Below are 25,064 nucleotides of genomic sequence, written 5' to 3'. Positions count from 1 at the left end.
AGGGAATCGATTTTGAGCTTATTTGAACACTCAGTAAAAGAGCTACATGAATTGCTCGTTAAAAAAGAAATTACACCATTTGATTTGGTAAAAGAATCCTTTGAGCGAATTGAAGCAGTAGAAGATAAAGTTGGCGCTTTTATTACATTAAATAAAGAAACCGCTTTTGACGTTGCGTCTGAGCTAGGGGATGCAGGCGTTGATCCGAATAATATGTTGTCTGGATTGCCAATTGGAATTAAAGACAACATTGTCACTAAAAATTTACGCACAACAGCTGCAAGTAAGATTTTAGAAAACTTTGACCCTATTTATGACGCCACTGTTATGCATAAATTAAAAGGAGCACAAGCGATTAACGTTGGTAAGTTAAACATGGATGAGTTTGCGATGGGCTCATCAACTGAAACTTCTTATTTCAAAAAAACACGCAACCCTTGGGATTTAACCAAAGTTCCAGGCGGTTCCTCTGGTGGCAGTGCCGCGTCCGTTGCTGCTTCAGAAGTTTTATTTTCATTAGGAACAGATACAGGCGGCTCCATTCGTCAACCAGCTTCTTTTTGTGGCGTTGTTGGTATGAAGCCTACATACGGACGTGTATCGCGTTTTGGTTTAATTGCTTTTGCCTCATCACTTGACCAAATTGGCCCAATTACGCGCACTGTAGAAGACAACGCGTATTTGCTTGAAGCGATTAGTGGCGTAGATGAAAATGATTCTACATCGATTAACCGACCGGAAACAGACTTCACTAAAAAATTAACCGATGATATCAAAGGACTTAGAGTCGGCGTCCCTAAAGAATATCTAGGTAGTGGAGTAGCCCCTGGTGTAAAAACAGCTGTTTTAGAAGCGCTGAAAACGTTAGAACAATTAGGAGCTACTTGTGAAGAGGTTTCTTTACCACATTCTGAATATGGTGTTGCCAGTTATTATATTTTAGCCTCCAGTGAAGCTTCTTCAAATTTATCTCGTTTTGATGGCGTTCGCTATGGCTATCGCTCTGAAAACGTCAATTCATTAGAAGATCTTTATAAAAAAACACGTTCCGAAGGCTTTGGCAATGAAGTAAAACGCCGAATTATGCTTGGAACCTACTCCCTAAGCTCTGGCTATTACGATGCTTATTATAAAAAAGCACAACAAGCACGTACATTGATCAAACAAGATTTTGAAAAAGTATTTAGCGAATATGATGTGATTATTGGACCAACATCACCAACAACTGCCTTTGCTATTGACGGTATGATTCATGATCCAATTACGATGTATTTAAATGATTTATTAACGATTCCAATTAATTTATCTGGGCTACCAGCAATTTCTATTCCATGTGGATTTTCAGACGGGTTGCCTGTTGGGCTACAAATTATCGGGAATCATTTTGAAGAAAGCAAGATCTATCAAGTTGCTCATGCTTTCGAACAGGCAACAAATTTCCATAAAGAGAAGCCATCACTATAAGGAGGAAGAATGAGTTATGAATTTTGAAACTGTCATTGGACTTGAAGTACATGTTGAATTAAAAACTGAATCAAAAATTTTCTCTTCTGCTCCTGCTCATTTCGGTGCAGAACCGAATACAAACACAACCGTTGTTGATTTAGGTATGCCTGGTGTGCTCCCTGTCTTAAATAAGCGCGCTGTTGAATACGGGATGAAAGCAGCCATGGCCATCAATTGCGAAATTGCGAAACATACAAAGTTTGACCGCAAAAATTATTTTTACCCAGATAATCCAAAAGCGTATCAAATTTCTCAATTTGATAAACCAATTGGCGAACACGGCTTTATCGAAATTGAAGTTGGTGGCAAAAAGAAAAAAATTGGCATAACGCGCCTTCACCTTGAAGAAGATGCCGGTAAAAATACGCATACCTCACAAGGATATTCACTAGTCGATCTTAACCGTCAAGGCACACCGCTGATTGAAATCGTGTCAGAACCAGATATTCGTTCAGCTGAAGAAGCTTACGCCTATCTTGAAAAATTAAAAGCAATCATTCAATACACTGGCGTTTCCGATGTGAAAATGGAAGAAGGCTCGATGCGTTGTGATGCCAACATTTCGATTCGCCCTGTAGGACAAGAAGAATTTGGTGTAAAAACAGAACTAAAAAACTTAAATTCCTTCAACAATGTACGCCGTGGGATTGAATTTGAAGAAAAACGACAAGCGGAAGTGTTGATGGCTGGCGGTGTGATCATGCAAGAAACACGTCGTTATGAAGAAGCTACAGGTAAAACAACATTAATGCGCGTAAAAGAAGGTTCTGATGATTATCGTTATTTCCCAGAGCCAGATTTAGTCGATCTTTATATTGATGACGCTTGGAAAGAACGCATTCGTACTGAAATCCCAGAGCTTCCAGACAAGCGTAAGGCACGCTATATTTCTAATCTTGGATTGCCACCTTATGATGCGATGGTGCTGACACTCACAAAAGAAATGTCGGATTTCTTTGAAGAGGCCGTAGCGATTGGTGCTGAGCCAAAACAAGCTTCCAACTGGCTAATGGGTGAAGTATCTGCCTACTTGAATGCTGAACAAAAAGAGCTAGTAGATACAGGACTTACACCAGCCAATCTTGCGCAAATGATCCAACTCATCGAAAATGGCACGATTTCATCAAAAATTGCCAAAAAAGTTTTCCGCGAATTAGCAGAAAATGGTGGTAATGCAGAAGAAGTTGTCAAAGCAAAAGGGCTTGTTCAAATTTCAGATGAAGGGGAATTACGTAAGGTTATTTCCGAAATTCTAGATAGTAACGAGCAATCCATCATTGATTTCAAAAATGGTAAAGATCGTGCAGTTGGTTTTCTTGTTGGGCAAGTGATGAAAGCAACAAAAGGGCAAGCGAACCCGCCTATGGTAAATAAGATTTTATTAGATGAAATGAATAAACGCTAAAAAAATAGCACTTCGCAGTACATGAGTGACCAAAAAGAAATCATGTTATTGCGAAGTGCTTTTTTAATTAGGAAAGAAGAAAGGTAGGCGTAATGAATGACAACCATTGAAAGTAAGTTTAAAAGATTAGAGGAAAAGTATCAAGCTACTTTAGGTATTTATGCCATCGATACAAAGACCACAAAAGAAATAACCTATAATCAAGAAGAGCGATTTGCCTTTACCTCTACTTATAAAGCGATCATTAGTGGCATCATCCTCAGAAATTATACCAATGAACAGTTAAATAAGCGTATTTTCTACACAGCAGAAGATTTAGTCACCTATTCACCAATTACTCAAGACCATGTTTCTGGTGGCATGACAATAAGAGAAATTATTCATGCAGCTATAACATATAGTGATAACACAGCAGGGAACCTATTATTTAATGAGTTAAATGGTCCTAAAGAATTTCAAAACGCATTAGAAAAAATAGGCGATCAAGTGACCCATTCAGACAGGTATGAGACAGATTTAAATAGCGCAGTTCCTTCTGATATAAGAGATACAACGACTCCAACAGCCTTTTTAAAAGACCTATCTTTCTTAATGGATCCAAGCCATATGAATCATGAAGCTTTAGCCTATTTCAAAAAAACATTGATTGAGAATACAACAGGTGATCACCTAATACGTGCAGGGGTACCCGATGGCTATATTGTAGGCGATAAAACAGGTGCAGGCTCGTATGGTACAAGGAATGATATCGCTGTCATTTTTAGCTCTAAAGATGATATGAAGCCGTTTGTCTGGATCATATTTTCAAAAATGGTTAAAAAGGAAGATCAATATCATGATCAGCTAATTGCGGATGCAGCTAAGCTACTAAGCGAATATTATTCTTTATAAAAGTAGGTTCTAAGTGATATTGGATAAAAATTAGTAGTTATTCCGTTTCATCTTGCTAACGAACAATAGTAAAACCTAAGTTTTTTTGCTATAATAAAGACGCCCAGTAAGAAATTTTACTTATCCAATCTGTGGCGTTTTTTGTTTTAGAGAGGATGAAACTAATGAACAAACAAGCACGGGTCATCTATAACCCAACATCTGGTCGAGAAATTATAAAAAGAAATTTAGCAGATGTTTTAAATATTTTAGAAAATGCTGGCTATACTGCCTCCGCTCATGCAACAACACCCGAAGCAGGAGATGCCAAGCGTGAAGCAGAGTTGGCCGTTTCTGAACATTACGATTTAGTCGTTGCTGCTGGTGGGGACGGGACAATCAATGAAGTCATTAACGGCATTGCTGGAAAAGACTATCGACCAAAAGTAGGTATCATTCCAACGGGGACAACGAACGATTTTGCACGTGCATTACATATTCCACGCGATGTAATAAAGGCTACTAAAATCATCGCTAGCGGTAAAAGTGTCGCCATGGATATTGGGAAAGCAAATGATACATATTTTATCAATATCGGTGGTGGTGGGCGGATTACAGAGCTTACTTATGATGTTCCAAGCAAGCTAAAAACGATGCTTGGGCAACTTGCCTACTATTTAAAAGGAATTGAAATGCTCCCTTCATTAAAAGCGACAAGGGTCAAGGTAGAATATGATGATGGAATTTTTGAGGGAGAAGCCATGTTTTTTCTTCTCGGCCTAACGAATTCAATTGGCGGCTTTGAAAAAATAGCCCCTGACGCTAAACTTGATGATGGCAAATTTTCTCTCATCATCGTTAAGAAAGTTGGCTTGCCAGAATTCATTCGCTTAGTCACTCTCGCATTACGCGGTGATCACATTAAGGAACCCAATGTGATCTATGTTAAATCGCAAAAAGTGATGGTGACTTCCGCTGAAAAAATGCTCATCAATCTTGACGGAGAACTTGGTGGAGAAACCCCAATGTCTTTTACAAATTTAAACCGACATATTGAATTTTTTGCAGATATTAGTTCTATTCCAGCTTCGGATTTAGCTGTGATCAAAGAAGATACAGCGACCGTATAGAAAAATAAACGATACACAAAATAAATCAGCGATAAGCGCTCGCATTGAAGAAGTTTGCCTGACTTCCGGTTCTCACGTACAGTCCCCGGTTTCTGGCAGACTTCTTCAATACAAACGCTTTCGCTCGATTTGTCGTGTTCGACATGTAACATCTATGCTTTGCTTTTTAAATTGTATTTTCTTAAAAAATAGAGCTAAATCGCGTTATCTCCCTGACTCTTGCTTTTTTATGCTCCAGACTCATTTTTTTGTGAATCAAGCTCTTGCCATTTATTTACTTTTTTCGGTGGCTGATAAGTAAAAAGCTTTTCAACAAGCTGCTTTGGATCGCTTTCTAGAATGAACAGTTGGTCTTGGCCAGAAGGAATAAAACCATTTTCAATGCAAGCGTTGATCCATTTTAGAAAGCCATCATAAAAACCATTGACATTAAAAAAAGCAATTGGTTTTTGATGAAGGCCTAGTTGCGCGTAACTTAATACTTCAGAAATCTCTTCAAAAGTCCCATAACCACCTGGCATAGCAATAAAGGCATCACTTAAACGCATCATTTCCGATTTACGTTCAGGAATGGTACTCACCTCAACAAGCTCGGTCAGACCATGGTGTAAAAGCTCCGAACGAAATAAACCACTTGGCATTACCCCAGTTACACTACGTTTATAAAAAAGCATTTCATTCGCAATGGTCCCCATTAATCCAAGTCTACCGCCTCCATAAACGAGATCACATTTTTTATCACTTAAAGCCTTAGCTAAAAGCTTTGTTTGTTCCCGGTAAATTGGACTATTTCCAGGATTAGAACCACAATAAACACAAACTTTCATCATCTCAAACCCCCGTATCAACCAAATTGTATCGAAAAAACGCAGCTAAAACAAGCCAAAAGTAAAAAAGTAATAGACAATGTCTGTCATTATATAGTAAAAAAGTTGTCTTTTTTGTAAAGATATTGTATTATTTCTTGTTTGGCATTATAATAAATTGGCTTGAAGAGTTTTGAAAGCAGGTGAATAAATCGGTGGAGAAAGCCCCACGCAATCATATAGGCTTTGTTATTCTTTTTGTAATTATTTTTCTTGCTGTTGCAATTCTCATTGTATTTTGGAGAGTTCAAGCTGATGAAGTATTACCTGAAGTAAGCAAAACAACGCTGATTGCAAGTAATAAGGCATGGATAGAAACCAAAACACCTATCCCATTATCTGAAAGGACGACTCTTTCTTTCCCAACAGATGAAACACAAGTAGAAGTAGCAAAAAATGGCGATTTAATCGTTAATACAACCAATAAAAATTACCTGAAAAAATTAACGAATGAAAATATAAATACTAGCGGTGCAAAAGGATATCGCTTAGTTATATTTGCTGATAAAGTATCTGACTATATTAATAACAGTCAATATCGCTATCCAACAGCAAAAGAAATCGCTGGCGTTACAAGTTACCAAATCAATTGCGGAACAAGAAAAATTGAAACAGGGAACAAAGAAATTCCTTTAGTCATTAAAAATGAACAAGCAACAGTTAAAGCAACACTTGCTAGTCAATTTTCAAATAAACTGGCTGAAGAAGCTTCTGTCACTTTAAAACTTGGTATTAATAAAAAGAGTGCTTCCATTGACGATACTTTTTTTACAAAAGCAAATCAGGTAAAAGCCTACCCCAAAAATTTACGCTATGATTTTAATGTAATGAAAAATGCGATGTTCTTTTTTAATGAGAAGACGCAAGCCGATATTACTGAACCTATTGGGATTGAATATGTTATAAAATAAGTGCTTGAACATTATGCTTCAGGTTCTTATTTTAATTAACAAAAATACAATAATAGGAACATCGGTAAAAAAGTCCAATTTTTCATTAGATCAACGCTTAAATCGATTATCTGACTAGTTTTACTATCAAAAGCAAACAAATTCTTATAAAGAAGCCCTTTACGATTCATTGATGGGAACGAGTAACTGTGCTAGCGAACAAGAATTGATCTCTAAAGAATTAAAGAGAGATAAAAAAGTTAAAAATATTACAGATTTTCAAACGGATAATTTTTATTTTTCATGAGTATAGGACACAAAACCAATATTACCCTATACCCATGAATTTATTCTTCTTAAACATCCTTTCGATACACGCCTCGAAAATAATTTTCTTTTTTTCGGACATCATAAAAATCAAAGTCATTTCCTTCCTCTAATCGCTCAATAATCGTTCGTTTTTTCTCAATAAGTTCCATTGAATTCATGGTTTTCTCAAGTCCACAAACCACTTGAATAAATATGGAGAACGGAAACCCAACAGATAGTTCAGTATCTTTCCATCTTGCTACATGACGTGTTCCAGAACACATGAGTGAAATATTCATTTGACCACTTTCATAAGGAAAAGAAGTGGTTTCTTGACAAATTCCTTGCATGCCAGCCATTTTAATGTTGGTAAGTTGGCCGTTATGGTAAACGTTTCCTTGCACCATGCGCATGGCATTATGCGGATTCGTTATCACAAGAACGATGTTAGGGTCTTTTTTCCAATAGCTAATCGGCAATATACCAATACCAGCGTTCTTTTTTTGGCAACCAACCATCTCATCTAATACTTGTTTACTAACCGCCAAATTTTGATAAACATCCATATGAACATAACGTTCGATATCCGTCTGTTTATCCATTTCATCAATCAAGCCTAGCGAAATCGCTGCTGCTTTACAAGCGAGATTATTAGCGTCAATTTTAAAAGGTTCCCCAGCGGTTGCTTTTTGAACAAATCGGCAATAGGTAGCTTGCTTTTTTGGCTGGGGGGCATCGAATCGTTCAAAATCTTCCTTATGATGTAAAAAATAGATCCCAACAATTTCCCGGTCAAGCGCTAGCAAATAATTGATTCTTTTATTTAAGGATGAATAATTTTGCCATTCCATACATAAACCTCCTTTTATATGCTCATTATATCACAAATAGGTGATGATGAACTTATCTCACCTTAGCAAATCTTGTGCGAGGATAGCTATTTCAATCTATAGCGTAAGAAAATTGGACAAAACAATAGAGAGCAAGGTATGCTAAAGAAGAAGTTAATTAAAGGAGATTTATTATGAATGCTTTAGTAAGTGTTATTGTCCCGGTTTTTAATACAGCAGCATACTTAGAACGCTGTCTTGATTCGATTGAAAAGCAGAGTTATCCACATTTGGAAATTATTGTTATTAATGATGGTTCAACGGATGATTCAGTACAATTAATAAAAAAACATCAAGATCCTAGAATTAAGTTGATTGAGCAAGAGAACAAGGGGCAAGCGAGCGCTAGAAATCATGGGCTTGATATAGCAACTGGCGAATATGTAATGATGGTAGATAGTGACGATTATATTTCTAAAGATCTCGTTGCCACGTGCCTTGAACAAGTAGAAAAAACGCAAGCCGATCTTGTGATATTTACTTCTTATAATGTAAATCAAAATGGAGATAAGTTATATATTCCAAGACATAGTGGTTATAAATTAATGGATGCAGGTAGTGTCCCGTGGAATAAATTTTATCACCGTGACTTATGGCGGGAATTACGTTTTCCAGTTGGTTATTGGTATGAAGACTTAGGTATTGTTCCCGTAACGGTCCTACGTGCAAAAAATCCTGTGCAAATTGACGATGCCCTTTATTATTACATTGTTGATCGCGCTGATTCACAGTCAAATATAACGGATAATGCCCATTTACTTGATGTCATTCCGATGCTTGAAAATATGACAAATGAACTTGAAAAATTAGATTTATATGAAGAAAATAAACGTGACATAGAATACCTTTATATGGAGCATCTCATTTATCGAACCATTTTAAGAAAAATGATCTTTTTAAAACCAAAATCAGACCAAAAGAAACGACTAAAAGAAATCCGTCAAGCCATGTACCAAGCTTTCCCAAATTGGCGTAAAAACGGGTATAATCCTGGTACAGGCTTAACAAATCAACTTAAAAAATGGGCTGTACGCTCTTATTTAGCTGGCCAAATTACGCTTGGAAACTTAATCTGGAAGTATCCATTTGAATTAAGACGCAAGCAAACGGGCTTTTAAAAGGAGGGCAATATGAAATTAAGTATCATTATACCAGCGTATAATGTAGAAGCATTCATTACCCCGTGTATTGAATCCATTCTGCAAGAAAAATACCCACATAAGGAAATCATTATTATTAATGATGGCTCGACTGATCAGACTAAGGGGCTTCTTGACCAATTAAAACAAACGTACCCACAAATACATGTGATCCACCAGGAAAATATGGGTCTTTCAGCAGCTAGAAATCGCGGGGTAGAAGAAGCAAGTGGCGATTACATTACATTTGTTGATAGCGACGATGTAGTCGCAGTTGATATGTATCAAAAGATGATGAAAAATGCGTCCGCTGAGAATCCAGATATCGTTACGATCGGAGTGGCGCGTTTAGCTAGCGACCGTGTTTATCCATCTGTCTTGCATGAACGCTTTATGAAGGCGAACAAAGAAGATACAACGCTCTTTTTGACTAAAGAGCTTTTGTACGATACCACTGCTTGGAATAAAATTTATCGGCATACGTTTTGGCTTGAACATAAACTGGCCTTTCCAGTAGGCAAAACCTATGAAGACATCGCCGTGACAATGGTTGCCTATGTTTATGCACGTCATGTGAATGTCATTTGTGATGTCGGTTATTTTTGGCGTGTACGTCCAAGTGGGAATAAATCGATTACGCAGCAAAAAAATAATTTGAAAATGGTACGTGACCGACTAGAAGCAATGCAAATAGTGGATGCAATTTTTAAGGAGCAAAACGTCCCAGTTGAACTAGTCAAAGCGAAAGAATATAAATACTTAATGATTGACTTGTTTTCAATGATTGAATGGTTATTTTTAGCACCGCAAAAAGAGCAAGCGATAATACGATCGCTCGTTGTATCCTATATCAATGCTTACATCCAACCTGAAAATTTAAAAATGCTACCAAAAGCTAAAAGAAAGATGTATCACGCTTTAATGGCTAATCGAAAGGTTCAATTCAAATTAGCAAGTTATTTTTATACTTTAAAAAAAGCAGCCCAAAAATTTAGCAAATAAACGATAGAAAAGAGGATGGCTATGGAGAAAACAAACCATGCGTTTATCATCCAAACAGCACTACTAACAGGAAAATTACTTCTTGAAAGCGGCGCTGAAATTTCACGCGTAGAAGATACAATGGAACGAATTATCCGGAAAAGCTTGGGAAATGAATGTACAAAGAGTTATTATACTTATGTGACGCTCTCCGGTGTATTTGTAAAGACTAACCTTGAAGAAAGTAGTTTTTTAAGAATTGATGAACGTGGCTATAATTTGGAAACGATTGTGTTTGTCAACCAAGTTTCTCGCGATTATCATGATGATAAAATTACTTTCTCTGAACTCGCACGGTTATTAGGAGAACTTGATTCTAACAAAAAGCAGGATCAATTGTCTAAGCGGCTTTTGTTTACTGCTTTATTGAGCGGTTCGGTTGTTCTTATTTTTGGCGGAAAATTTGTTGATTTACCAAGTAGTATCATTGCTGGAGTAGTAGCGTATTGGCTATTTCAAAAATTAACCGAAAAAGCGGACTATCCATTTATTTTCGAGTTTATTTCAACTTTTTTAAGCGGTTTGGTCGGTTTTTTAGTCTTTCATTTTGTTGGAGCAAATATCAATATGACGATGATTGGCACAGTTGTTCCACTTGTTCCAGGAATCGGGATTACAAATTCAATTCGAGATTTGATGAGTAGGCAGTATATTTCAGGGATTATCCGCTTGGTTGAGAGTTTGTTTATTGCAGCAGCACTTGGTTTAGGTGTCGCTTTAGTTTTTATTATCTTTAATTAGGGAGATGTGATGATGCTTATTATTATTTATCATTTTATTTTTAGCTTCATTGCTTCGATTTCTTTTGGAATGCTATGTCGTGTTCCAAAAGAGACCGTTATTACTGGAGGAGTGGTTGGAGCTTCTGGTTGGCTTGGCTTCTTTTTACTTAATGAAGCGGGTTATGGCATTTTTATTACGAGCTTTTGTTGTTCCCTTATTTTAAGTATTTTAAGTTATATTTATAGCTACTGGAAAAAATACCCTTCTATCGTCTTTTTCATTCCTGGACTTGTTCCAGTTGTACCAGGAATTACTTTTTATGAGGTCTTTAAGGCTTTATTTATGGGTAATAGCGCTACAGCCTCTGCACGTTTTTTTGATGTCATTGCTTCAGCTGTTGCGTTAGCTTGTGGGATTACAATTGGAAATATTATTTTTTTAATGGCTAAAAATCTCATTTCTTCAAGGAAAACAAAGCGCAAACTTAAATTAAAATAAACAGCCATTCTAAAAAAGAAAGACTATTCTCGTTTTTTAAAGACCGTTTAAAAGTTAACAGGGACAATTGCGAAATAAAGAAATTTAGCGTATGCTTGTAATAAGTCTATGAGAAAGGCAGGCCTTTGATTTGAAATACAAAAAATTAACAAAGAAAAAAAAGCAGAAAAGACTGCTGACAATCTCTGGCATAGTGATTTTAATCATCTTTATTGGTGTTCTTGCTTCTTTTATTCGTGAGGTTTACCTCGATATAACCGCTCCAGAACCAGCTTATAAGACAAAACAACAAGCTTTTATCAACAAACTGTCCAAACATGCACAAGAAATACAACAAAAAACGAACATTTTAACAAGTATTACATTGGCTCAAGCAATTTTAGAATCAAATTGGGGTGAAAGTGAACTTTCCAGAACCGCCAATAACTTATTTGGTGTGAAAGGGAAAGAAAATTTGCCAACGATCAATTTAAAAACAAAAGAATATACAGACGGTAAATGGATTGAAATCAAGGCTAATTTTCGCAAATATCGTGATTGGAACGAGTCTTTAGATGAGCATGCTAATTTATTTGTAAACGGTACGTCGTGGAATAAAACCAAATACCATCCTGTTATTCAGGCAACAGATTATAAATTAGCCGCCAAAGCGCTACAAAGTGCTGGTTATGCAACGGATCCTGACTACGCATTAAAATTAGTTGACATCGTTGAGCGCTATCAACTAAGTATTTATGATAAGATTTCTGACCAACTTTTATCAACCAAAAAAATTTCAGAATATGCTAAAGTAAACAAAGATGCCGATGCTACGGTATGGAGTGTTCCCTATGGATTAGTAGGAGCGCAAAAAGTAGAAAAAATAACCTTCTATCGCCGTGATAAATTACAACTTGTTCGCGAGGCAAAAACAAGCAATGGATTGTGGTACCAATTTGCTGTCGATGATAAAGTTGTTGGCTGGGTTAAAAGTGGACAAATCACTAAAAAATAATAAAAAAACTAGCAAAATAGCTGTCTTATTTGTGAGTCAAAAGACCTAATTTGCTAGTTTTTTAATATGGAACTAAAAATTTTTTCAGCCAAAAAAAGCTTGGGAAATCCTTATATTTACTATTATTTGAAATATTTGTTACCAAAAAGAAATATAGATTGCAGAGAAGTTTTGTTAGAATGAAAGGGCCGCAAAAAAGGGAGGGGCAAAAATAATTATGTTACAATTTGCGAAAAAGTATTTATTTAAAATATCACTTTTCGGGATATCATTGACGTTTTTTTCTTGGCCGTCTCATATTCAGGCCGCTGAGCAACAACAAAACATGACTGGGGAACAAGTGGCATTTGTTAATGAAATTGCACCTCATGCAATCAAACTGCAAAAAGAGTATGGCATTTTAGCAAGCATCACAATCTCTCAAGCAATCTTAGAGTCCAATTGGGGGAAAAGCGAACTAGCTCAAAAAGGAAAAAATTTATTTGGAATAAAAGGTGCTTATCGCGGACGTTCGATTAACATGTCGACAAAAGAATGTATTGATTCTGATTGGGTGGAAATCAAAGCAGATTTTAGAGCTTATCCAAGTTGGTATGACTCTATTTTTGATCACGCATTATTGTTTACACAAGGCACAAGTTGGAATCCTAATCTTTATAATGGCGTAATCAATCAAAGTGATTATATTTCAGCTGCAAGTGCTCTAGGGGATACTGGCTATTCTTCTGATCCAAAATATAAGGAAAAAATTATTTACTTAATCAAAAATTTCAATCTAACAAAATATGACCATGAACTGGAAAGTAAAAAAATCAATGAAGCAGCTGTTTCTGGCATAGCAACGTTTGAAAAAAATAAAAAGGTAAAAGTATATAGTGAACCTACTGGAATTATTAATTCTAAGCAGATTACAGAATTACATACAAATAAAGTAAAACTCATCAAAAAATGTCAAATTACCCCAGAAAATCAAATTTGGTATAAAATTCAAGCAAACGATTTAACTGGATGGATTAGTGAAAAAGAGACAGGGCAATTGTCTTTTCTTGAAAATAGTAAAGAAAAAGCCGTTGCCAAAACATCTACAGATCAACCTCACTGGCTTATCTTTAGCTTGGTTAGCATCTTTAGCATCATGAACATGAATATGTAGAGATAGAACTCATTTTAGGAGAAGCACCTTCTCATTTTTTAGGATATGGCCAACTAAAATAGTGGCATATTCTTTTTTATCGTACCTTTGATTCTTTTTTGCTATAATACAACCGTTGAATGATTTTAATCCACGACGGAGGAAAAGTAAAATGAAAGAAACAATTCAAATGTTAAAGACACTTACTGAAGCTAAGGGAATTGCTGGGCGCGAAGATCAGGTACGCACATTATTTAACGGATATATTTCACCGTTTGCAGATGAAATCATGCAAGATGGTTTAGGCAGTCTCATTGCTAAAAAACAAGGGACAAAGACAGGCCCGAAAATTATGATTACTGGCCATTTAGATGAAGTAGGCTTTATGGTAACACAAGTCGATGAACACGGTTTTATTAAGTTTCAGCCCATTGGTGGATGGGTTCCGCATGTGATGTTATCTCAGAAAGTGACAATCGTGACTAGAAGCCATGCAGAAATTATTGGCGTCATTGGTTCAAAACCACCTCATATCATGACTCTAAGCGAGCGTGAAAAAACGGTAGCGATTCAAGACATGTTCATTGATATAGGAGTATCCAGCCAAAAAGAGGCACTAGATGCTGGGATTAGACCAGGAGACATGATTGTGCCAGTATGTGATTTCACCGTCATGCACAATGAAAAATATTTACTTGCTAAAGCATGGGATAATCGAATCGGTCTAGCTGTGATTATTGAGGTTTTGAAAGCTTTACAAAAAGAGGAGCATCCTAATATCGTTTATGGTGTCGGTGCTGTGCAAGAAGAGGTTGGTTTAAGAGGTTCAAAAACAGCCACTCATCTTGTTCAGCCTGATATTGGTTTTGCTCTTGATGTAGGAATTGCTGGAGATACACCTGGTATTTCTGCCAATTTAGCACAAAGTAAAATAGGATTAGGTCCACAAATTGTGATTTATGATGCTTCAATGGTAAGCCATCCAGGACTTCGTGATTTGGTTACAGATATCGCTGATGAGCTTCGTATCCCGTATCAATTTGAAGCGATTCCTAAAGGTGGGACCGATGCAGGCTCCATTCATTTAACGGGAAATGGCGTCCCGTCACTTCCAATTACCATTGCGACACGTTACATTCATTCTCACACCTCAATTTTACACTATGATGATTTTATCAATACTGTGAAACTTACCACTGAAGTCATTAAACGACTTGATCAAGAAAAAGTAGAACAACTCGTCATGAGAAGATAAACTTTGAAGTAAACGAATGAACGCGTTCATTATATACGAAAGGGAGGTTGATCAAGCTGGAATTTATTCAGTCTACAAAAAATGAGCATGTCAAAACATGGCGTAAACTACAAACGCATAAAGGACGGCAAAAAACAGGTAGTTACTTAGTAGAAGGGCATCATTTAGTTGAAGAAGCTTTGAAACAAGATGGTTTGGTTAGAGACATTATCTTGACGGAAGAGCTCTATGCAACAATGGATTTAAATACAAGTGACACAAATGTTTTTGTTGTATCAAAAGAAGTAAGCCATGCCATCAGTGATACAAAAACAGAACAAGGGATTTTTGCCGTCGTTGATATGATAGACCCGGAATTAATGCTTCTTTATGGGAAAAAGTTTTTATTAATGGACGCTGTTCAAGATCCAGGAAATTTAGGCACATTAATTCGAACGGCTGAAGCTGCTGGATATGATGCAGTGATTATCGGGAAAGGAAGCGCTGATTTGTATAATCCTAAAGTCATCCGTTCAGCCCAAGGAAGTCATTTTCATATTCCCGTTCTTTCAGGTGATTTAATGGATTGGATCGAACAGTTAAACGAAGAAGGTGTTCCCATTTTTGGAGCTGTGCTTGATCAAGAAGCCAAACTTTATAACGAAATAAAGCCGCAGCAAACCTTAGCACTCGTTGTAGGAAATGAGGGGCAGGGCATTTCTGATGAAGTCATTCACTATCTTTCTCAAAAAGTATACATCCCAATTTACGGAAAAAGTGAATCTTTAAATGTAGCGATTGCAGCAGGGATTTTGCTTTACGCATTAAGAGAAAAATAGTTTATCTATCAGCTAGTTTTGTTTCGCTAATGAGGACAGGATGAAGGGCTTTTTTTACACTACGAATATAGTTTGCAGCAATCATAGAATCAAAATTAAATAAGCCACGATTGGCATGAGTTGTTGAAATAACGGTAACTTCTACTTGATCATAAAAATCGTGTAATGTAATAAAGAGAGACGTTGGTTGATTTGTATAAAAGCCATATTTTTCGTAAGCAAGTGTTGCAAGTTTGTGGTCCCCAATTACTGTGCGAATTTCTTCAAAAACGGGGGTACTTGAACTTTGTGATAATTTAAGTAAATCCATGGTTTCTTGGGTTGTACTTTTGACAATATAACGATAAACAGTCATCATTTTTCACCCCTTCTTTATTCTTACGTTCATTTTAAATTTTGTTATTTTATTTTGCAATGAAAAGCATTGCTTACTAAAAATAAGTAATATGAAATACATTAGTTACTTTGCACCTTTATTTGTGGTACAATAAAAAAGAGGTGAGAGTAATGGCTGAATTATGCAAAGTTTGTCCGAAGTTTGAGTCAGCATTTCAACTTCTTGGTAAAAGGTGGACAGGTTTAATTATTAGCGTGCTTTTGACAGGACCAAAGCGTTTTAAGCAAGTCGCTGCTGAGATTCCACAAATGAGCGATCGTGTTTTAGCTGAACGCTTGAAAGAGCTTGAAGAATTAAATATTGTCATTCGTCACGTTTATCCCGAAACACCTGTTAGAATCGAATATGATTTAACTGAAAAAGGGCGAGATCTTAAAGAAGTAATGGAGCAAGTTCAACGCTGGGCGGATAAATGGGTCTCTCTAGAAAATAAATAGCTCTAGTGTATGACTTGAAAACTTCTGAATCCCATATTATAATAGCTAGTAAATCATAATGAAAAAGACAATGAAAGAGACAAGTAACAACTTATTAAAGTACAGGGAGAAGTGGTCTAAGACTGGAAGCCACTTTACATGCCTTTGTTGTGAAAATTTCAGCTCTGGAGTTGCTGCCGGGAGATCATTTCAAAAGGCAGGCCGGTCAATGCCATTGATCGTTAACATGAATGAAGTGAAAATGCAATGTCATTTTTATGAGGGTGGTACCGCGAGCAAACCTCGTCCCTTTGTGGATAGAGGTTTTTTATTTTGTTTAAAAAGAAAAGGAGTGTTTGAAATGCTTGAAGCGTTAGCAAAATTGTTGAACAACGCAAAAGAGGAAATTGACAAAGCTGTAAATCTAAAAGAATTAAATGATTTACGCGTAAAATATCTCGGAAAAAAAGGCCCAGTAACAGAGATCATGAAGCAAATGAGCAAGTTACCAGCTGATGAAAAACCACTTGTTGGAGCAAAAGCCAATGAAGTTCGTACGGCTTTAACTGAAAAAATCACAAAAAAAGAAGCTATCCTTGAAGAAGAAGCCATTTCTAAACAGCTTTTACAAGAAAAGATTGATGTGACGCTTCCAGGAACAAAAGTAAAAAAAGGCGTTGCTCATTTATTAACACAAGTTATTGAAGAAATGGAAAATCTATTTATTAGCATGGGGTATAAAATTGCAGAAGGGCCCGAGGTAGAGCTTGATTATTATAATTTTGAAGCATTAAATTTACCACAAGGTCACCCAGCTCGCGATATGCAAGATAGTTTTTACATTACAGAAAACACATTACTACGAACACAAACCTCTCCTGTACAAGCGCGAACAATGGAAAAACACGATTTTAAAGACGGTCCAATTAAAATTATTTGTCCTGGGAAAGTCTATCGTCGGGATAATGATGATGCCACCCATTCTCATCAATTTACGCAAATTGAAGGTTTAGTTGTTGGTGAAAATATTACTTTTGCTGACTTAAAAGGAACGCTTACTGTTCTTGCTAAAACAATGTTTGGAGAGGAACGAGAAATTCGTTTACGCCCAAGTTTTTTCCCATTCACTGAGCCATCGGTTGAAATGGATATTTCCTGTTTTAAGTGCGGGGGAGAAGGTTGTCGAGTATGTAAAGGGACTGGCTGGATTGAGATTCTTGGCGCGGGGATGGTCCATCCAAATGTCCTTGAAATGTCCGGCATCGATTCTAAAATTTATAGCGGCTTTGCATTTGGCTTAGGACCTGAGCGAGTGGCGATGTTGAAATATGCTGTCGATGATATTCGTCATTTATATACCAATGACTTACGCTTTTTAAATCAATTTTCCGTAAAAGAAACGGGGGAAAACTAAATGTTAGTGTCTTACAATTGGGTAAAAGAATTCTTTCCAAATCTAAAATTAAATCCAGAAGAACTTGCTGAAGCGATTACACGTACTGGAATTGAGATTGAAGGTGTTGATCAATTAGATGCAAGTCTAAAAAATATTGTTGTCGGTGAAGTCCTAACATGCGAAAAACATCCAAGTGCTGACAAATTAAGTAAAACAACGGTAAAAACGGATGAACCTGAACCATTACAGATTATTTGTGGCGCACCAAATATCAAAGCTGGTCAAAAAGTGATTGTAGCTAAAGTTGGTGCACGTCTTCCTGGAGGCTTAAAAATAAAACGAGCAAAATTACGCGGTGAAACCTCAGAAGGAATGATTTGTTCTTTACAAGAGCTTGGTTTTGCTTTGAAAGTAGTACCTAAAGCTTATCAAGAAGGTATCTTTGTTTTACCAGATGAAGCGATCGTTGGTGCAGATGCCATCCGCTTATTTGGTTTAAATGATGCAGTGCTAGATATGGCGATTACACCAAACCGAGCGGATGCACTTAGCATGATTGGCGTTTTTCATGAAGTTGGGGCCATTATTCATGAAAAACAGCTGCCACTAGAACAACCAGACGTTAATGAAAGTGGACAAATTCGTTCGGAAATAAGCGTGACTGTAGAAGCAGAAGAAGCAGTCCCTTATTATGCTGTAAAAATGGTAAAAGATATTAAAGTTACCGCTTCACCACTATGGCTACAAGCACGGCTAATGAAAGCAGGAATTCGTCCACATAGTAATGTTGTAGATGTGACCAATTATATTAACCTGCTTTATGGTCAACCGCTTCATGCTTTTGATTATGACCAATTAGGTAGCGATCAAATTGTTGTTCGGTTGGCAAACGAAGGTGAAAAAATAACAACATTAGATGGAGAAGTACGCCAGTTATCAGTTACAAATGCTGTTGTTACAAATGGAAAAGAAGCACTTGCCATTGCTGGTATCATGGGTGGTGAAAGTTCTGAAGTGACAGCAGATACAACAACTGTTTTACTAGAAGGCGCTATTTTTGATAGTCATTATATTGGCAGTACTTCACGTGAATTAGGTCTTCGGACAGAAGCGAGCATTCGTTATGATAAAGGCAGCGATGCGTGGAAAGTAGAACAAGCTTTAGCACACGGAGCAGCTCTAATTGCTGAATTAAGTCATGGAAAACTTGTTGGCGGTGTCGTAGAAGAAGATAAGCGCGCCACTTATCATAATGAAATTACGACAAGCTTAACCCGTGTGAATCGCTTACTTGGCACATCCATTGAAATGAATGAGATTGAACAAATTTTTGAGCGATTAGGTTTTGATATCACTGCTTCTAAAGATGAATTTACGGTTATTGTACCATCTAGGCGTTGGGATATTTCTATTGAAGCCGACTTACTTGAAGAAATTGCACGGATTTATGGTTACCATGCGATTCCAGCAACGCTTCCAAAAACGGCAACAACTGGAGGACGTACTCCGAATCAGTTAGCCAGACGTGTACTTAGAAATGATTTAGAAGCTTCTGGTTTAACACAATGTTTGTCTTATTCATTGACATCAGAAAAAGAAGCCACTCGCTTTGCAACGGCAAATGAACAAGCAGTGAGCATTGCTATGCCAATGAGTGAAGCACATAGCCATTTACGAACAAGCATTATCCCTGGCTTATTAGAAGCTGCACGTTATAATTTTGCACGAAAAAATAAAAATATCGCTTTTTATGAACTCGGGCATGTATTTTATAAACAAGAAGGCGATAAATTGCCAATTGAAGAAGAACACTTAGCAGCACTTATTACTGGAGATTGGCACGACGAAGATTGGCAAAAGCAAACAAGATCTGTTGATTTCTTTATCTTAAAAGGTATTTTAACAGATACACTAGAACAGCTTGGTCTCACTTCACCCCTTCGTTTTGAGCAAACTGAGCGAAAGGATATGCACCCAGGTCGAACAGCTAATGTCTATTTAGGCGAAACGGAAATAGGCTTTATTGGACAAATTCATCCATCAAGCCAAAAAGAATATGATTTAACCGCAACATACGTGTTTGAAATCAATCTTGCACCTGTTCTGCTAGCTCAAAAAACAAAAGTAGTTTACAAGCCAATCCCACATTTCCCTGAAATGACAAGAGATATTGCGCTTCTTGTTGATAAGAAGATTTCACAAGCTGTCGTTGAACAGGTCATTTTTGAAAATGGAGGAGAACTTCTACAAGCTGTTAAGTTATTTGATATTTTTGAAGGAGAAAGCCTTGGAGAAGATAAGAAGTCCTTGGCCTATACACTGACTTATTTCGATCCTGAACGCACATTAGTAGAAGAAGAAGTAACCGAGCAAAACACAAGAATTACGAAGGCTTTAATTGAAAAAGTAGGAGCTGTAATACGCTAAAAAGAAGAAAAAGTTTGAGGGGTTAATCGGTGATAAGCTAACGCGCTTGCTACACTAATTTATCCCCCAGGCTTTTTTCCAAAATGAAAATGGGAGGTTAGCTATGAAAAAAGGGCTGTGCTTTATCGTGACATGTATCATGATTCTGTTGGTTGTTAGTTTAGCTGCTTGTAGTAGTAAAGGTGAAACGAGTAAAAAAATCAATGTTACAATTACGGTAACCAAAGATCATGGCAAGCAAATGGTCGCCAAGAAATCGTTACAAGTCAAGGATAAAAGCAATCTTTACCGTATCATGAAACAAGAATTCACAATAAAAGAAGATAACGGTTTTATTCAATCAATTAATCATGTTACCCAAAATGAAAAACAAGGAAAATACTGGATGCTAGATGTTAATCATCGCCCGTCACCAAAAGGCGCAAAAGAAGTAACTCTCCATAAGAATGATCAAATAAGTTGGGATCTCCATGCAAATTAAGAATCGATATCATCAAGTGTCATTGATGAATATTCGAAGTATAGCGCTTCTAGGTATTCTGACTGCTCTAACCGTTATATTACGCTTATTTTTTGCTGTTATTCCTAATGTCCAGCCAGTCACTTCACTTGTGATTATTTTGACGATTTTACTTGGTATGCGTTATGGTTTTGTCTATGCAACACTTGTTATTGTCATTTCAAACTTACTTTTAGGCTTTGGAATTTGGACGATGGGGCAAATCTTGGGTTATGCGATCATTGTTATGTTAACAAGTTTTGTTATTCGGCCTTTTTTTGCACGCATTCCCATGTATTGGATGATGGTTTATGCTGCTTTTTGTGGGTTTTTATACGGCTTTATTTTAGCATTAACTCAGATTCCTCTTTATGGGGTATGGTATTTTGGAATTTATTATGCAAGTGGGGTGTTGTTTGATTTTTATCATGCAGTTGGCAATGCTTGCTTTTATCTAATTCTTGCACCCGTTATATTTCCACTTCTAGATAAAATGCTCATTCAATATCGTAAAAACTAGCTTCTTTTACTGAGCTAGTTTTTTAGTGTACAAAAATTGGTTCAGAGGGTATAATAAAATAGTTCAGGGGGTGAATAAATGGAACAACATTTAGTCCAGCAATTAATCGATAGTTATCAAACCACCTATATTCGAGCAACAAAAGATATTAGTGAAATCATCAACAGTTTAGACCGCGAAATTTCCACTGAACAATTCTTCTTTTTGCGTGAATTGAAAAAAACAGATGGGATTAGTGCAACAGATATGGCTAAACGCTTAAATGTAAATAAAAGCGCCATTACTTCTAAAATCAAACATTTAGAAGAAAAAAGATATATCAAAAAAGAAGTTAATTTGAGTGATAAACGATCGATGATTGTCAGTATGACAGATAAAGGAGCAGCGTTTACTGTGAAATGTGAACAAGTAGTAGAGCGACTGATCGCTACATGGTTGAATCAACTTGGTGACGAAGAAAGCAGCCAATTTGTTCATCTATATAGCCAATTTACAACCGAAGTGTTCCAACATGTTAAGGAGGAAAATAATTAATGAAACAAGTAATGCGTTTTAAGTGGCTTGTTGCTATTTTTTGGATTATTCTTGTCGCCGTTTTAGCTTTTACAGCGCCGAATATGAATGATCTTGTGCGTGAAAATGGTGAAATTAAACTACCAGATGGTTATGCTTCATCAATTGCTAAAAAACTACAAAAAAAGCATGATTCAAATAAAGAAGGCGAACAATATCTCGCCGTGTATACATCAAATAAAAAGCTAACAAAAGATGATTTTAAACAAATTGAAAAAAAGCTAACATCAATTGAACAGAATAAAGCACAATATCATGTCACAGAAATGATGACAAGTTTTAACCAACCAGATTCAAAAGATCAATTTATCGCAAAAGATGGTAAAACGATGATTGCTTCGTTAACAATAGACGCTTCTAATAAGTCTGTGAAAAAAATACGTAGCGATCTTGATAAAAAGATGGAAATTAAAGGAATATCGCACTATTTAACCGGTAATGCTTTAATTCAAGAAGATGTTATCCAAGGTTCAGAAGACGGATTACATAAAACAGAAGGAATTACGGTTGTCTTTATTTTAGTTGTTCTGTTTCTTGTCTTCCGCTCAGTTGTAGCACCACTTATTCCGTTATTAACGGTGGGTATCACTTATCTTGCTTCACAAAGTATTGTTGCTTTTCTAGTGAAATATTTAGGCTTTCCTGTTTCTACTTATACGCAAATTTTTATGGTATGTATTATGTTTGGGATCGGTACCGATTATTGTATTTTACTAATGAGTCGTTTTAAAGAAGAGTTTGGAGCAAAAGGCAATGCACCTGATGCGATCGTCACCACTTATAAAACAGCAGGGAAAACGGTCATTTATAGCGCGATTGCTGTTTTAGTTGCTTTTGTTTCACTTTATTTTGTCCAGTTTGACCTTTATCGTTCTGCTGTTGCTGTAGGCGTGGGCATCGTTGTCTTACTTCTTGGACTTTACACGATTGTACCCTTTTTTATGGTACTACTAGGACGTTATTTATTTTGGCCATTAAGTAAAAATATCGAGCACAAAGAAAATAAATTATGGGGATTTGCTGGGAGCTTCGCCTTTGCACGCCCATTAATAGCACTACTTATCGTTGCCATTATCACAATTCCACCAATTATCTTGTACACAGGGCAGGAAAATTTTAACTCACTTGATGAAATTAGTGATAAATATCCATCTAAAAAAGGATTTGAAATTGTTTCTGATCGTTTTGGCGCTGGAAAAGTTGCACCAACGCAAATTTTTCTCGAAAATGATGACAATATGAAAACGGGCGAATACATTGCACTAATCGAAAAAATTTCTAGCGACTTAGCTGGTTTAAAAAACGTGGACATGGTCATGAGTGCAAGTCGACCTGCTGGCGAAAGATTAAAAGATATCTATGTTAATAACCAAGCAAGTGGCGTTCATCAAGGTGTGAATAAAGCGAACGATGGGATCGGACAAGTACAAAAAGGCTTGAACTCAGCAAGCCAACAGTTGGATAAGTCGACACCACAATTAAATCAAGCTGTGTCAGGAATAGATGGTTTACAAAATGGAACAGATCAAACCAAAAACGGTATAAACAATTTGCAAAAAGCTTTCACTCAAATCTCCACGGGGATCAAACAAGGGGCAGCGGGTGCAAGCGATTTAAAAGATGGTGTGAAAAAAGCAAGAGCTGAACTTACTAAATTGCGTTCTGGAGAAAAAGCGATCCAATCTGGCTATCGCCAAGTTCAGCAAAATTTAACAAAAGTGGCAAATGGCTTAAATCAAATTGGTGGTAGCAATCAACCCGCCATCGATACAAGCGCGTTAGAAAACCAAATGAAAAAAGTAGCTGCTTCTTACCAAGCGCTAGCAAAAGAACATCCGGAACTTGCAACGGACTCAAGCTTTGTACAACTTGGGAAAAATATTCAAGGTTTGAATGGGGCGACTAGTCAATTTCAGCAAAATTTACAAAAACAAATGTCTACCATGAAAACGCAACTACAACAATTAAATCAAAATATTTCGAGCCTCTCTTCCGCGATGAAACAATTAAATGAACAATCAACGCAGATCGCAAATGGCCTTGATTCTTTTGATTCAGGACTGGCTCAATTAGAACAGGGCTTAAATCAGCTTGAAACAGGCCTAAATCAAACAGCTGCTGGACAAGATCAAGCGATTAGTAAGATGCCACAAATTACGGCTGCTCTCGACCGAATTTCAACCGGCCAAAATGAACTTTCTAAAGGTTTTTCCAGTATGGGATCACAAATTGGTCAGTTAACAAGTGGTTTAAAAGATGGAGCAAGCGGTCTTGGTCAAGTGAAAACAGGCTTGAATTCGGCAAACAGCTTAATTTCTGACTGGTCAAAAGAACCTTATGCCAACTCAGGAATCTATGTACCTGATCAGCTCATGCAAAATAAAAATTACCAAAAAGCGCTTGAACAGTATATTTCAAATGATGGAAAACTTGCCACAATCAATGTTGTTTTAAAAGAGAACCCCTATTCCAATCAAGCAATGAAAGCAATGGATCAAATTAACGATCGACTAGATGCAAGCTTAAAAGGAACAAAGCTAGAAAATGCTCATATTGGTATTGGTGGAATGACGAGTATGAATCATGATACGAAACAAATGTCGAGTGCCGATTATCACCTTGTTTTAATCGTTGTTCTTGCGAGTGTTTTCGTTACATTAGTTCTTTTACTCAGATCGATTATTATGCCAATTTATTTGATTGCATCGCTTGTCTTAACTTATTTTACAGCGCTTGGCTTTACGGAAATCATTTTCGTCCGAATGCTTGGACAAAATGGAATCACTTGGGCTGCTCCGTTCTTTGGCTTTGTTGTACTCGTTGCGCTGGGTATTGATTATTCGATTTTCTTGATGAATCGTTTTAATGAGTATGTAGGCATGCCAATTAAAGAACGTATGATTTTAACAATGAAAAATATGGGTGGCGTGATTTTCTCAGCAGTCATTATTCTTGGTGGAACATTTGCCGCAATGATGCCAGCTGGAGTATTGTCACTTCTTATTATCGCAACAATTGTTTTAATCGGATTGGTACTTTACGCGCTTGTGATATTACCACTATTTGTACCAGTCATGGTGAAATTGTTTGGTAGAGGGAATTGGTGGCCATTTACATGGCGCCGTGGCGATCGTTAAGGTTTGTTGACATACACAAAATAAATCGGCGACAAGCGCGCTCGTATTGAAGCAGTTGGCCAGACTTCCGGTTCTCACGTACAGTCGTACGCTCTGCTTCCGGCTTCTGGCCAACTGCTTCAATACAAACGCTTTCGCTCGATTTGTCGTGTTTGAAATGTAGCACCTACGCTCTATTTTTTAAATCGTAGGAAGCCTTGACTCTTGTTTTTTAATTGAAAGTAGGTAAAGAC

General features: G+C 36.8%; 23 protein-coding genes and 1 other annotated feature. Of the genes, 20 read left to right on the top strand and 3 right to left on the bottom strand.

Features of this window, described 5'->3' with window-relative positions; all coding sequences use genetic code 11:
* The first annotated feature begins 12 nt into the window (after positions 1-12).
* The 4 genes from gatA to G6Q10_RS05140 all read left to right on the top strand — a co-directional run bounded on the left by gatA (position 13) and on the right by G6Q10_RS05140 (position 4,911).
* The gene (gene gatA / locus G6Q10_RS05155; RefSeq protein ID WP_163653712.1) at positions 13-1,464 is read left to right on the top strand and encodes an Asp-tRNA(Asn)/Glu-tRNA(Gln) amidotransferase subunit GatA; all 1,452 of its coding nucleotides are present in this window, start codon (positions 13-15) and stop codon (positions 1,462-1,464) included.
* Positions 1,465-1,480: 16 nt separating this feature from the next.
* Positions 1,481-2,911: an Asp-tRNA(Asn)/Glu-tRNA(Gln) amidotransferase subunit GatB gene (gene gatB / locus G6Q10_RS05150; RefSeq protein WP_163653709.1), complete on the top strand. Its 1,431-nt coding sequence runs from the start codon at positions 1,481-1,483 to the stop codon at positions 2,909-2,911.
* Positions 2,912-3,007: 96 nt separating this feature from the next.
* On the top strand, positions 3,008-3,802 hold the full coding sequence (gene bla / locus G6Q10_RS05145; protein WP_163653706.1) for a class A beta-lactamase: 795 nt from the start codon (positions 3,008-3,010) through the stop codon (positions 3,800-3,802).
* 164 nt (positions 3,803-3,966) lie between these two features.
* On the top strand, positions 3,967-4,911 hold the full coding sequence (locus G6Q10_RS05140; RefSeq protein ID WP_163653703.1) for a diacylglycerol kinase: 945 nt from the start codon (positions 3,967-3,969) through the stop codon (positions 4,909-4,911).
* A gap of 227 nt (positions 4,912-5,138) precedes the next feature.
* On the opposite strand, the gene G6Q10_RS05135 is transcribed toward G6Q10_RS05140, so the two are convergent.
* Positions 5,139-5,741, bottom strand: coding sequence for an LOG family protein (locus G6Q10_RS05135; protein WP_163653700.1), 603 nt, complete (start codon positions 5,739-5,741; stop codon positions 5,139-5,141).
* Between the two features lie 191 nt (positions 5,742-5,932).
* Between G6Q10_RS05135 and G6Q10_RS05130 the strand changes: the two genes are divergently transcribed.
* Positions 5,933-6,688 carry a hypothetical protein gene (locus tag G6Q10_RS05130; protein ID WP_163653697.1) on the top strand — a complete coding sequence of 252 codons (756 nt, stop codon included), beginning with the start codon at positions 5,933-5,935 and terminating at the stop codon, positions 6,686-6,688.
* A gap of 335 nt (positions 6,689-7,023) precedes the next feature.
* On the opposite strand, the gene G6Q10_RS05125 is transcribed toward G6Q10_RS05130, so the two are convergent.
* A complete protein-coding gene (locus tag G6Q10_RS05125; protein WP_163653694.1) occupies positions 7,024-7,827 on the bottom strand; it encodes a DUF169 domain-containing protein in 804 nt (267 codons plus the stop codon).
* A 173-nt stretch (positions 7,828-8,000) separates the two neighbouring features.
* Between G6Q10_RS05125 and G6Q10_RS05120 the strand changes: the two genes are divergently transcribed.
* From G6Q10_RS05120 to G6Q10_RS05085, 8 genes are all read left to right on the top strand, one after another.
* Positions 8,001-8,984 carry a glycosyltransferase family 2 protein gene (locus G6Q10_RS05120; protein ID WP_163653691.1) on the top strand — a complete coding sequence of 328 codons (984 nt, stop codon included), beginning with the start codon at positions 8,001-8,003 and terminating at the stop codon, positions 8,982-8,984.
* A gap of 12 nt (positions 8,985-8,996) precedes the next feature.
* Entirely contained in the window at positions 8,997-10,007 is a 1,011-nt protein-coding gene (locus G6Q10_RS05115; protein ID WP_163653688.1) for a glycosyltransferase, read from the top strand.
* Between the two features lie 21 nt (positions 10,008-10,028).
* The gene (locus G6Q10_RS05110) at positions 10,029-10,787 is read left to right on the top strand and encodes a threonine/serine exporter family protein (RefSeq protein ID WP_163653685.1); all 759 of its coding nucleotides are present in this window, start codon (positions 10,029-10,031) and stop codon (positions 10,785-10,787) included.
* Between the two features lie 9 nt (positions 10,788-10,796).
* Entirely contained in the window at positions 10,797-11,267 is a 471-nt protein-coding gene (locus tag G6Q10_RS05105; protein ID WP_163653683.1) for a threonine/serine exporter family protein, read from the top strand.
* Positions 11,268-11,520: 253 nt separating this feature from the next.
* Positions 11,521-12,261: a glucosaminidase domain-containing protein gene (locus G6Q10_RS05100; RefSeq protein WP_370519542.1), complete on the top strand. Its 741-nt coding sequence runs from the start codon at positions 11,521-11,523 to the stop codon at positions 12,259-12,261.
* Between the two features lie 217 nt (positions 12,262-12,478).
* Complete coding sequence (locus tag G6Q10_RS05095) at positions 12,479-13,414, top strand: glycoside hydrolase family 73 protein (RefSeq protein WP_163653678.1); 936 nt, start codon at positions 12,479-12,481, stop codon at positions 13,412-13,414.
* 151 nt (positions 13,415-13,565) lie between these two features.
* Positions 13,566-14,648, top strand: a complete 1,083-nt coding sequence (locus G6Q10_RS05090; RefSeq protein ID WP_163653675.1) for a M42 family metallopeptidase — start codon at positions 13,566-13,568, stop codon at positions 14,646-14,648.
* 56 nt (positions 14,649-14,704) lie between these two features.
* Positions 14,705-15,466, top strand: a complete 762-nt coding sequence (locus tag G6Q10_RS05085) for a TrmH family RNA methyltransferase (RefSeq protein ID WP_163655753.1) — start codon at positions 14,705-14,707, stop codon at positions 15,464-15,466.
* Between the two features lies 1 nt (position 15,467).
* Here G6Q10_RS05085 and G6Q10_RS05080 read toward each other — a convergent pair whose 3' ends face one another.
* A complete protein-coding gene (locus tag G6Q10_RS05080) occupies positions 15,468-15,824 on the bottom strand; it encodes a DUF6054 family protein (protein ID WP_232057790.1) in 357 nt (118 codons plus the stop codon).
* Between the two features lie 149 nt (positions 15,825-15,973).
* Here G6Q10_RS05080 and G6Q10_RS05075 point away from each other — a divergent pair, with 149 nt between their 5' ends.
* The 7 genes from G6Q10_RS05075 to G6Q10_RS05045 all read left to right on the top strand — a co-directional run bounded on the left by G6Q10_RS05075 (position 15,974) and on the right by G6Q10_RS05045 (position 24,831).
* On the top strand, positions 15,974-16,300 hold the full coding sequence (locus G6Q10_RS05075) for a winged helix-turn-helix transcriptional regulator (RefSeq protein ID WP_163653672.1): 327 nt from the start codon (positions 15,974-15,976) through the stop codon (positions 16,298-16,300).
* Between the two features lie 61 nt (positions 16,301-16,361).
* Positions 16,362-16,593, top strand: a binding site (T-box leader).
* Positions 16,594-16,640: 47 nt separating this feature from the next.
* The gene (pheS, locus tag G6Q10_RS05070; protein WP_163653669.1) at positions 16,641-17,693 is read left to right on the top strand and encodes a phenylalanine--tRNA ligase subunit alpha; all 1,053 of its coding nucleotides are present in this window, start codon (positions 16,641-16,643) and stop codon (positions 17,691-17,693) included.
* Positions 17,694-20,102, top strand: coding sequence for a phenylalanine--tRNA ligase subunit beta (pheT, locus tag G6Q10_RS05065; protein WP_163653666.1), 2,409 nt, complete (start codon positions 17,694-17,696; stop codon positions 20,100-20,102).
* A gap of 103 nt (positions 20,103-20,205) precedes the next feature.
* On the top strand, positions 20,206-20,583 hold the full coding sequence (locus tag G6Q10_RS05060) for a DUF4430 domain-containing protein (RefSeq protein WP_163653663.1): 378 nt from the start codon (positions 20,206-20,208) through the stop codon (positions 20,581-20,583).
* Positions 20,573-21,121, top strand: a complete 549-nt coding sequence (locus G6Q10_RS05055; protein WP_163653660.1) for an ECF transporter S component — start codon at positions 20,573-20,575, stop codon at positions 21,119-21,121. The genes G6Q10_RS05060 and G6Q10_RS05055 overlap by 11 nt, the downstream gene beginning before the upstream one ends.
* Positions 21,122-21,199: 78 nt before the next feature.
* Positions 21,200-21,655 carry a MarR family winged helix-turn-helix transcriptional regulator gene (locus G6Q10_RS05050; protein WP_163653657.1) on the top strand — a complete coding sequence of 152 codons (456 nt, stop codon included), beginning with the start codon at positions 21,200-21,202 and terminating at the stop codon, positions 21,653-21,655.
* Positions 21,655-24,831 carry an MMPL family transporter gene (locus G6Q10_RS05045; RefSeq protein ID WP_163653655.1) on the top strand — a complete coding sequence of 1,059 codons (3,177 nt, stop codon included), beginning with the start codon at positions 21,655-21,657 and terminating at the stop codon, positions 24,829-24,831. The genes G6Q10_RS05050 and G6Q10_RS05045 overlap by 1 nt, the downstream gene beginning before the upstream one ends.
* The last annotated feature ends 233 nt before the right edge of the window (positions 24,832-25,064 follow it).

It is taken from the genome of Listeria sp. PSOL-1, from assembly GCF_902806445.1.
GTDB lineage: Bacteria > Bacillota > Bacilli > Lactobacillales > Listeriaceae > Listeria.
This window is presented reverse-complemented; position numbering and strand designations above follow the sequence as displayed.

Coding starts and splice junctions, on each gene's coding strand:
- gatB (WP_163653709.1), top strand. CDS start 1,481: ATGAATTTTGAAACTGTCATTGGACTTGAAGTACATGTTGAATTAAAA.
- bla (WP_163653706.1), top strand. CDS start 3,008: ATGACAACCATTGAAAGTAAGTTTAAAAGATTAGAGGAAAAGTATCAA.
- G6Q10_RS05140 (WP_163653703.1), top strand. CDS start 3,967: ATGAACAAACAAGCACGGGTCATCTATAACCCAACATCTGGTCGAGAA.
- G6Q10_RS05135 (WP_163653700.1), bottom strand. CDS start 5,741: ATGATGAAAGTTTGTGTTTATTGTGGTTCTAATCCTGGAAATAGTCCA.
- G6Q10_RS05125 (WP_163653694.1), bottom strand. CDS start 7,827: ATGGAATGGCAAAATTATTCATCCTTAAATAAAAGAATCAATTATTTG.
- G6Q10_RS05120 (WP_163653691.1), top strand. CDS start 8,001: ATGAATGCTTTAGTAAGTGTTATTGTCCCGGTTTTTAATACAGCAGCA.
- G6Q10_RS05115 (WP_163653688.1), top strand. CDS start 8,997: ATGAAATTAAGTATCATTATACCAGCGTATAATGTAGAAGCATTCATT.
- G6Q10_RS05110 (WP_163653685.1), top strand. CDS start 10,029: ATGGAGAAAACAAACCATGCGTTTATCATCCAAACAGCACTACTAACA.
- G6Q10_RS05105 (WP_163653683.1), top strand. CDS start 10,797: ATGATGCTTATTATTATTTATCATTTTATTTTTAGCTTCATTGCTTCG.
- G6Q10_RS05095 (WP_163653678.1), top strand. CDS start 12,479: ATGTTACAATTTGCGAAAAAGTATTTATTTAAAATATCACTTTTCGGG.
- G6Q10_RS05090 (WP_163653675.1), top strand. CDS start 13,566: ATGAAAGAAACAATTCAAATGTTAAAGACACTTACTGAAGCTAAGGGA.
- G6Q10_RS05080 (WP_232057790.1), bottom strand. CDS start 15,824: ATGATGACTGTTTATCGTTATATTGTCAAAAGTACAACCCAAGAAACC.
- G6Q10_RS05075 (WP_163653672.1), top strand. CDS start 15,974: ATGGCTGAATTATGCAAAGTTTGTCCGAAGTTTGAGTCAGCATTTCAA.
- pheS (WP_163653669.1), top strand. CDS start 16,641: ATGCTTGAAGCGTTAGCAAAATTGTTGAACAACGCAAAAGAGGAAATT.
- pheT (WP_163653666.1), top strand. CDS start 17,694: ATGTTAGTGTCTTACAATTGGGTAAAAGAATTCTTTCCAAATCTAAAA.
- G6Q10_RS05060 (WP_163653663.1), top strand. CDS start 20,206: ATGAAAAAAGGGCTGTGCTTTATCGTGACATGTATCATGATTCTGTTG.
- G6Q10_RS05055 (WP_163653660.1), top strand. CDS start 20,573: ATGCAAATTAAGAATCGATATCATCAAGTGTCATTGATGAATATTCGA.
- G6Q10_RS05050 (WP_163653657.1), top strand. CDS start 21,200: ATGGAACAACATTTAGTCCAGCAATTAATCGATAGTTATCAAACCACC.
- G6Q10_RS05045 (WP_163653655.1), top strand. CDS start 21,655: ATGAAACAAGTAATGCGTTTTAAGTGGCTTGTTGCTATTTTTTGGATT.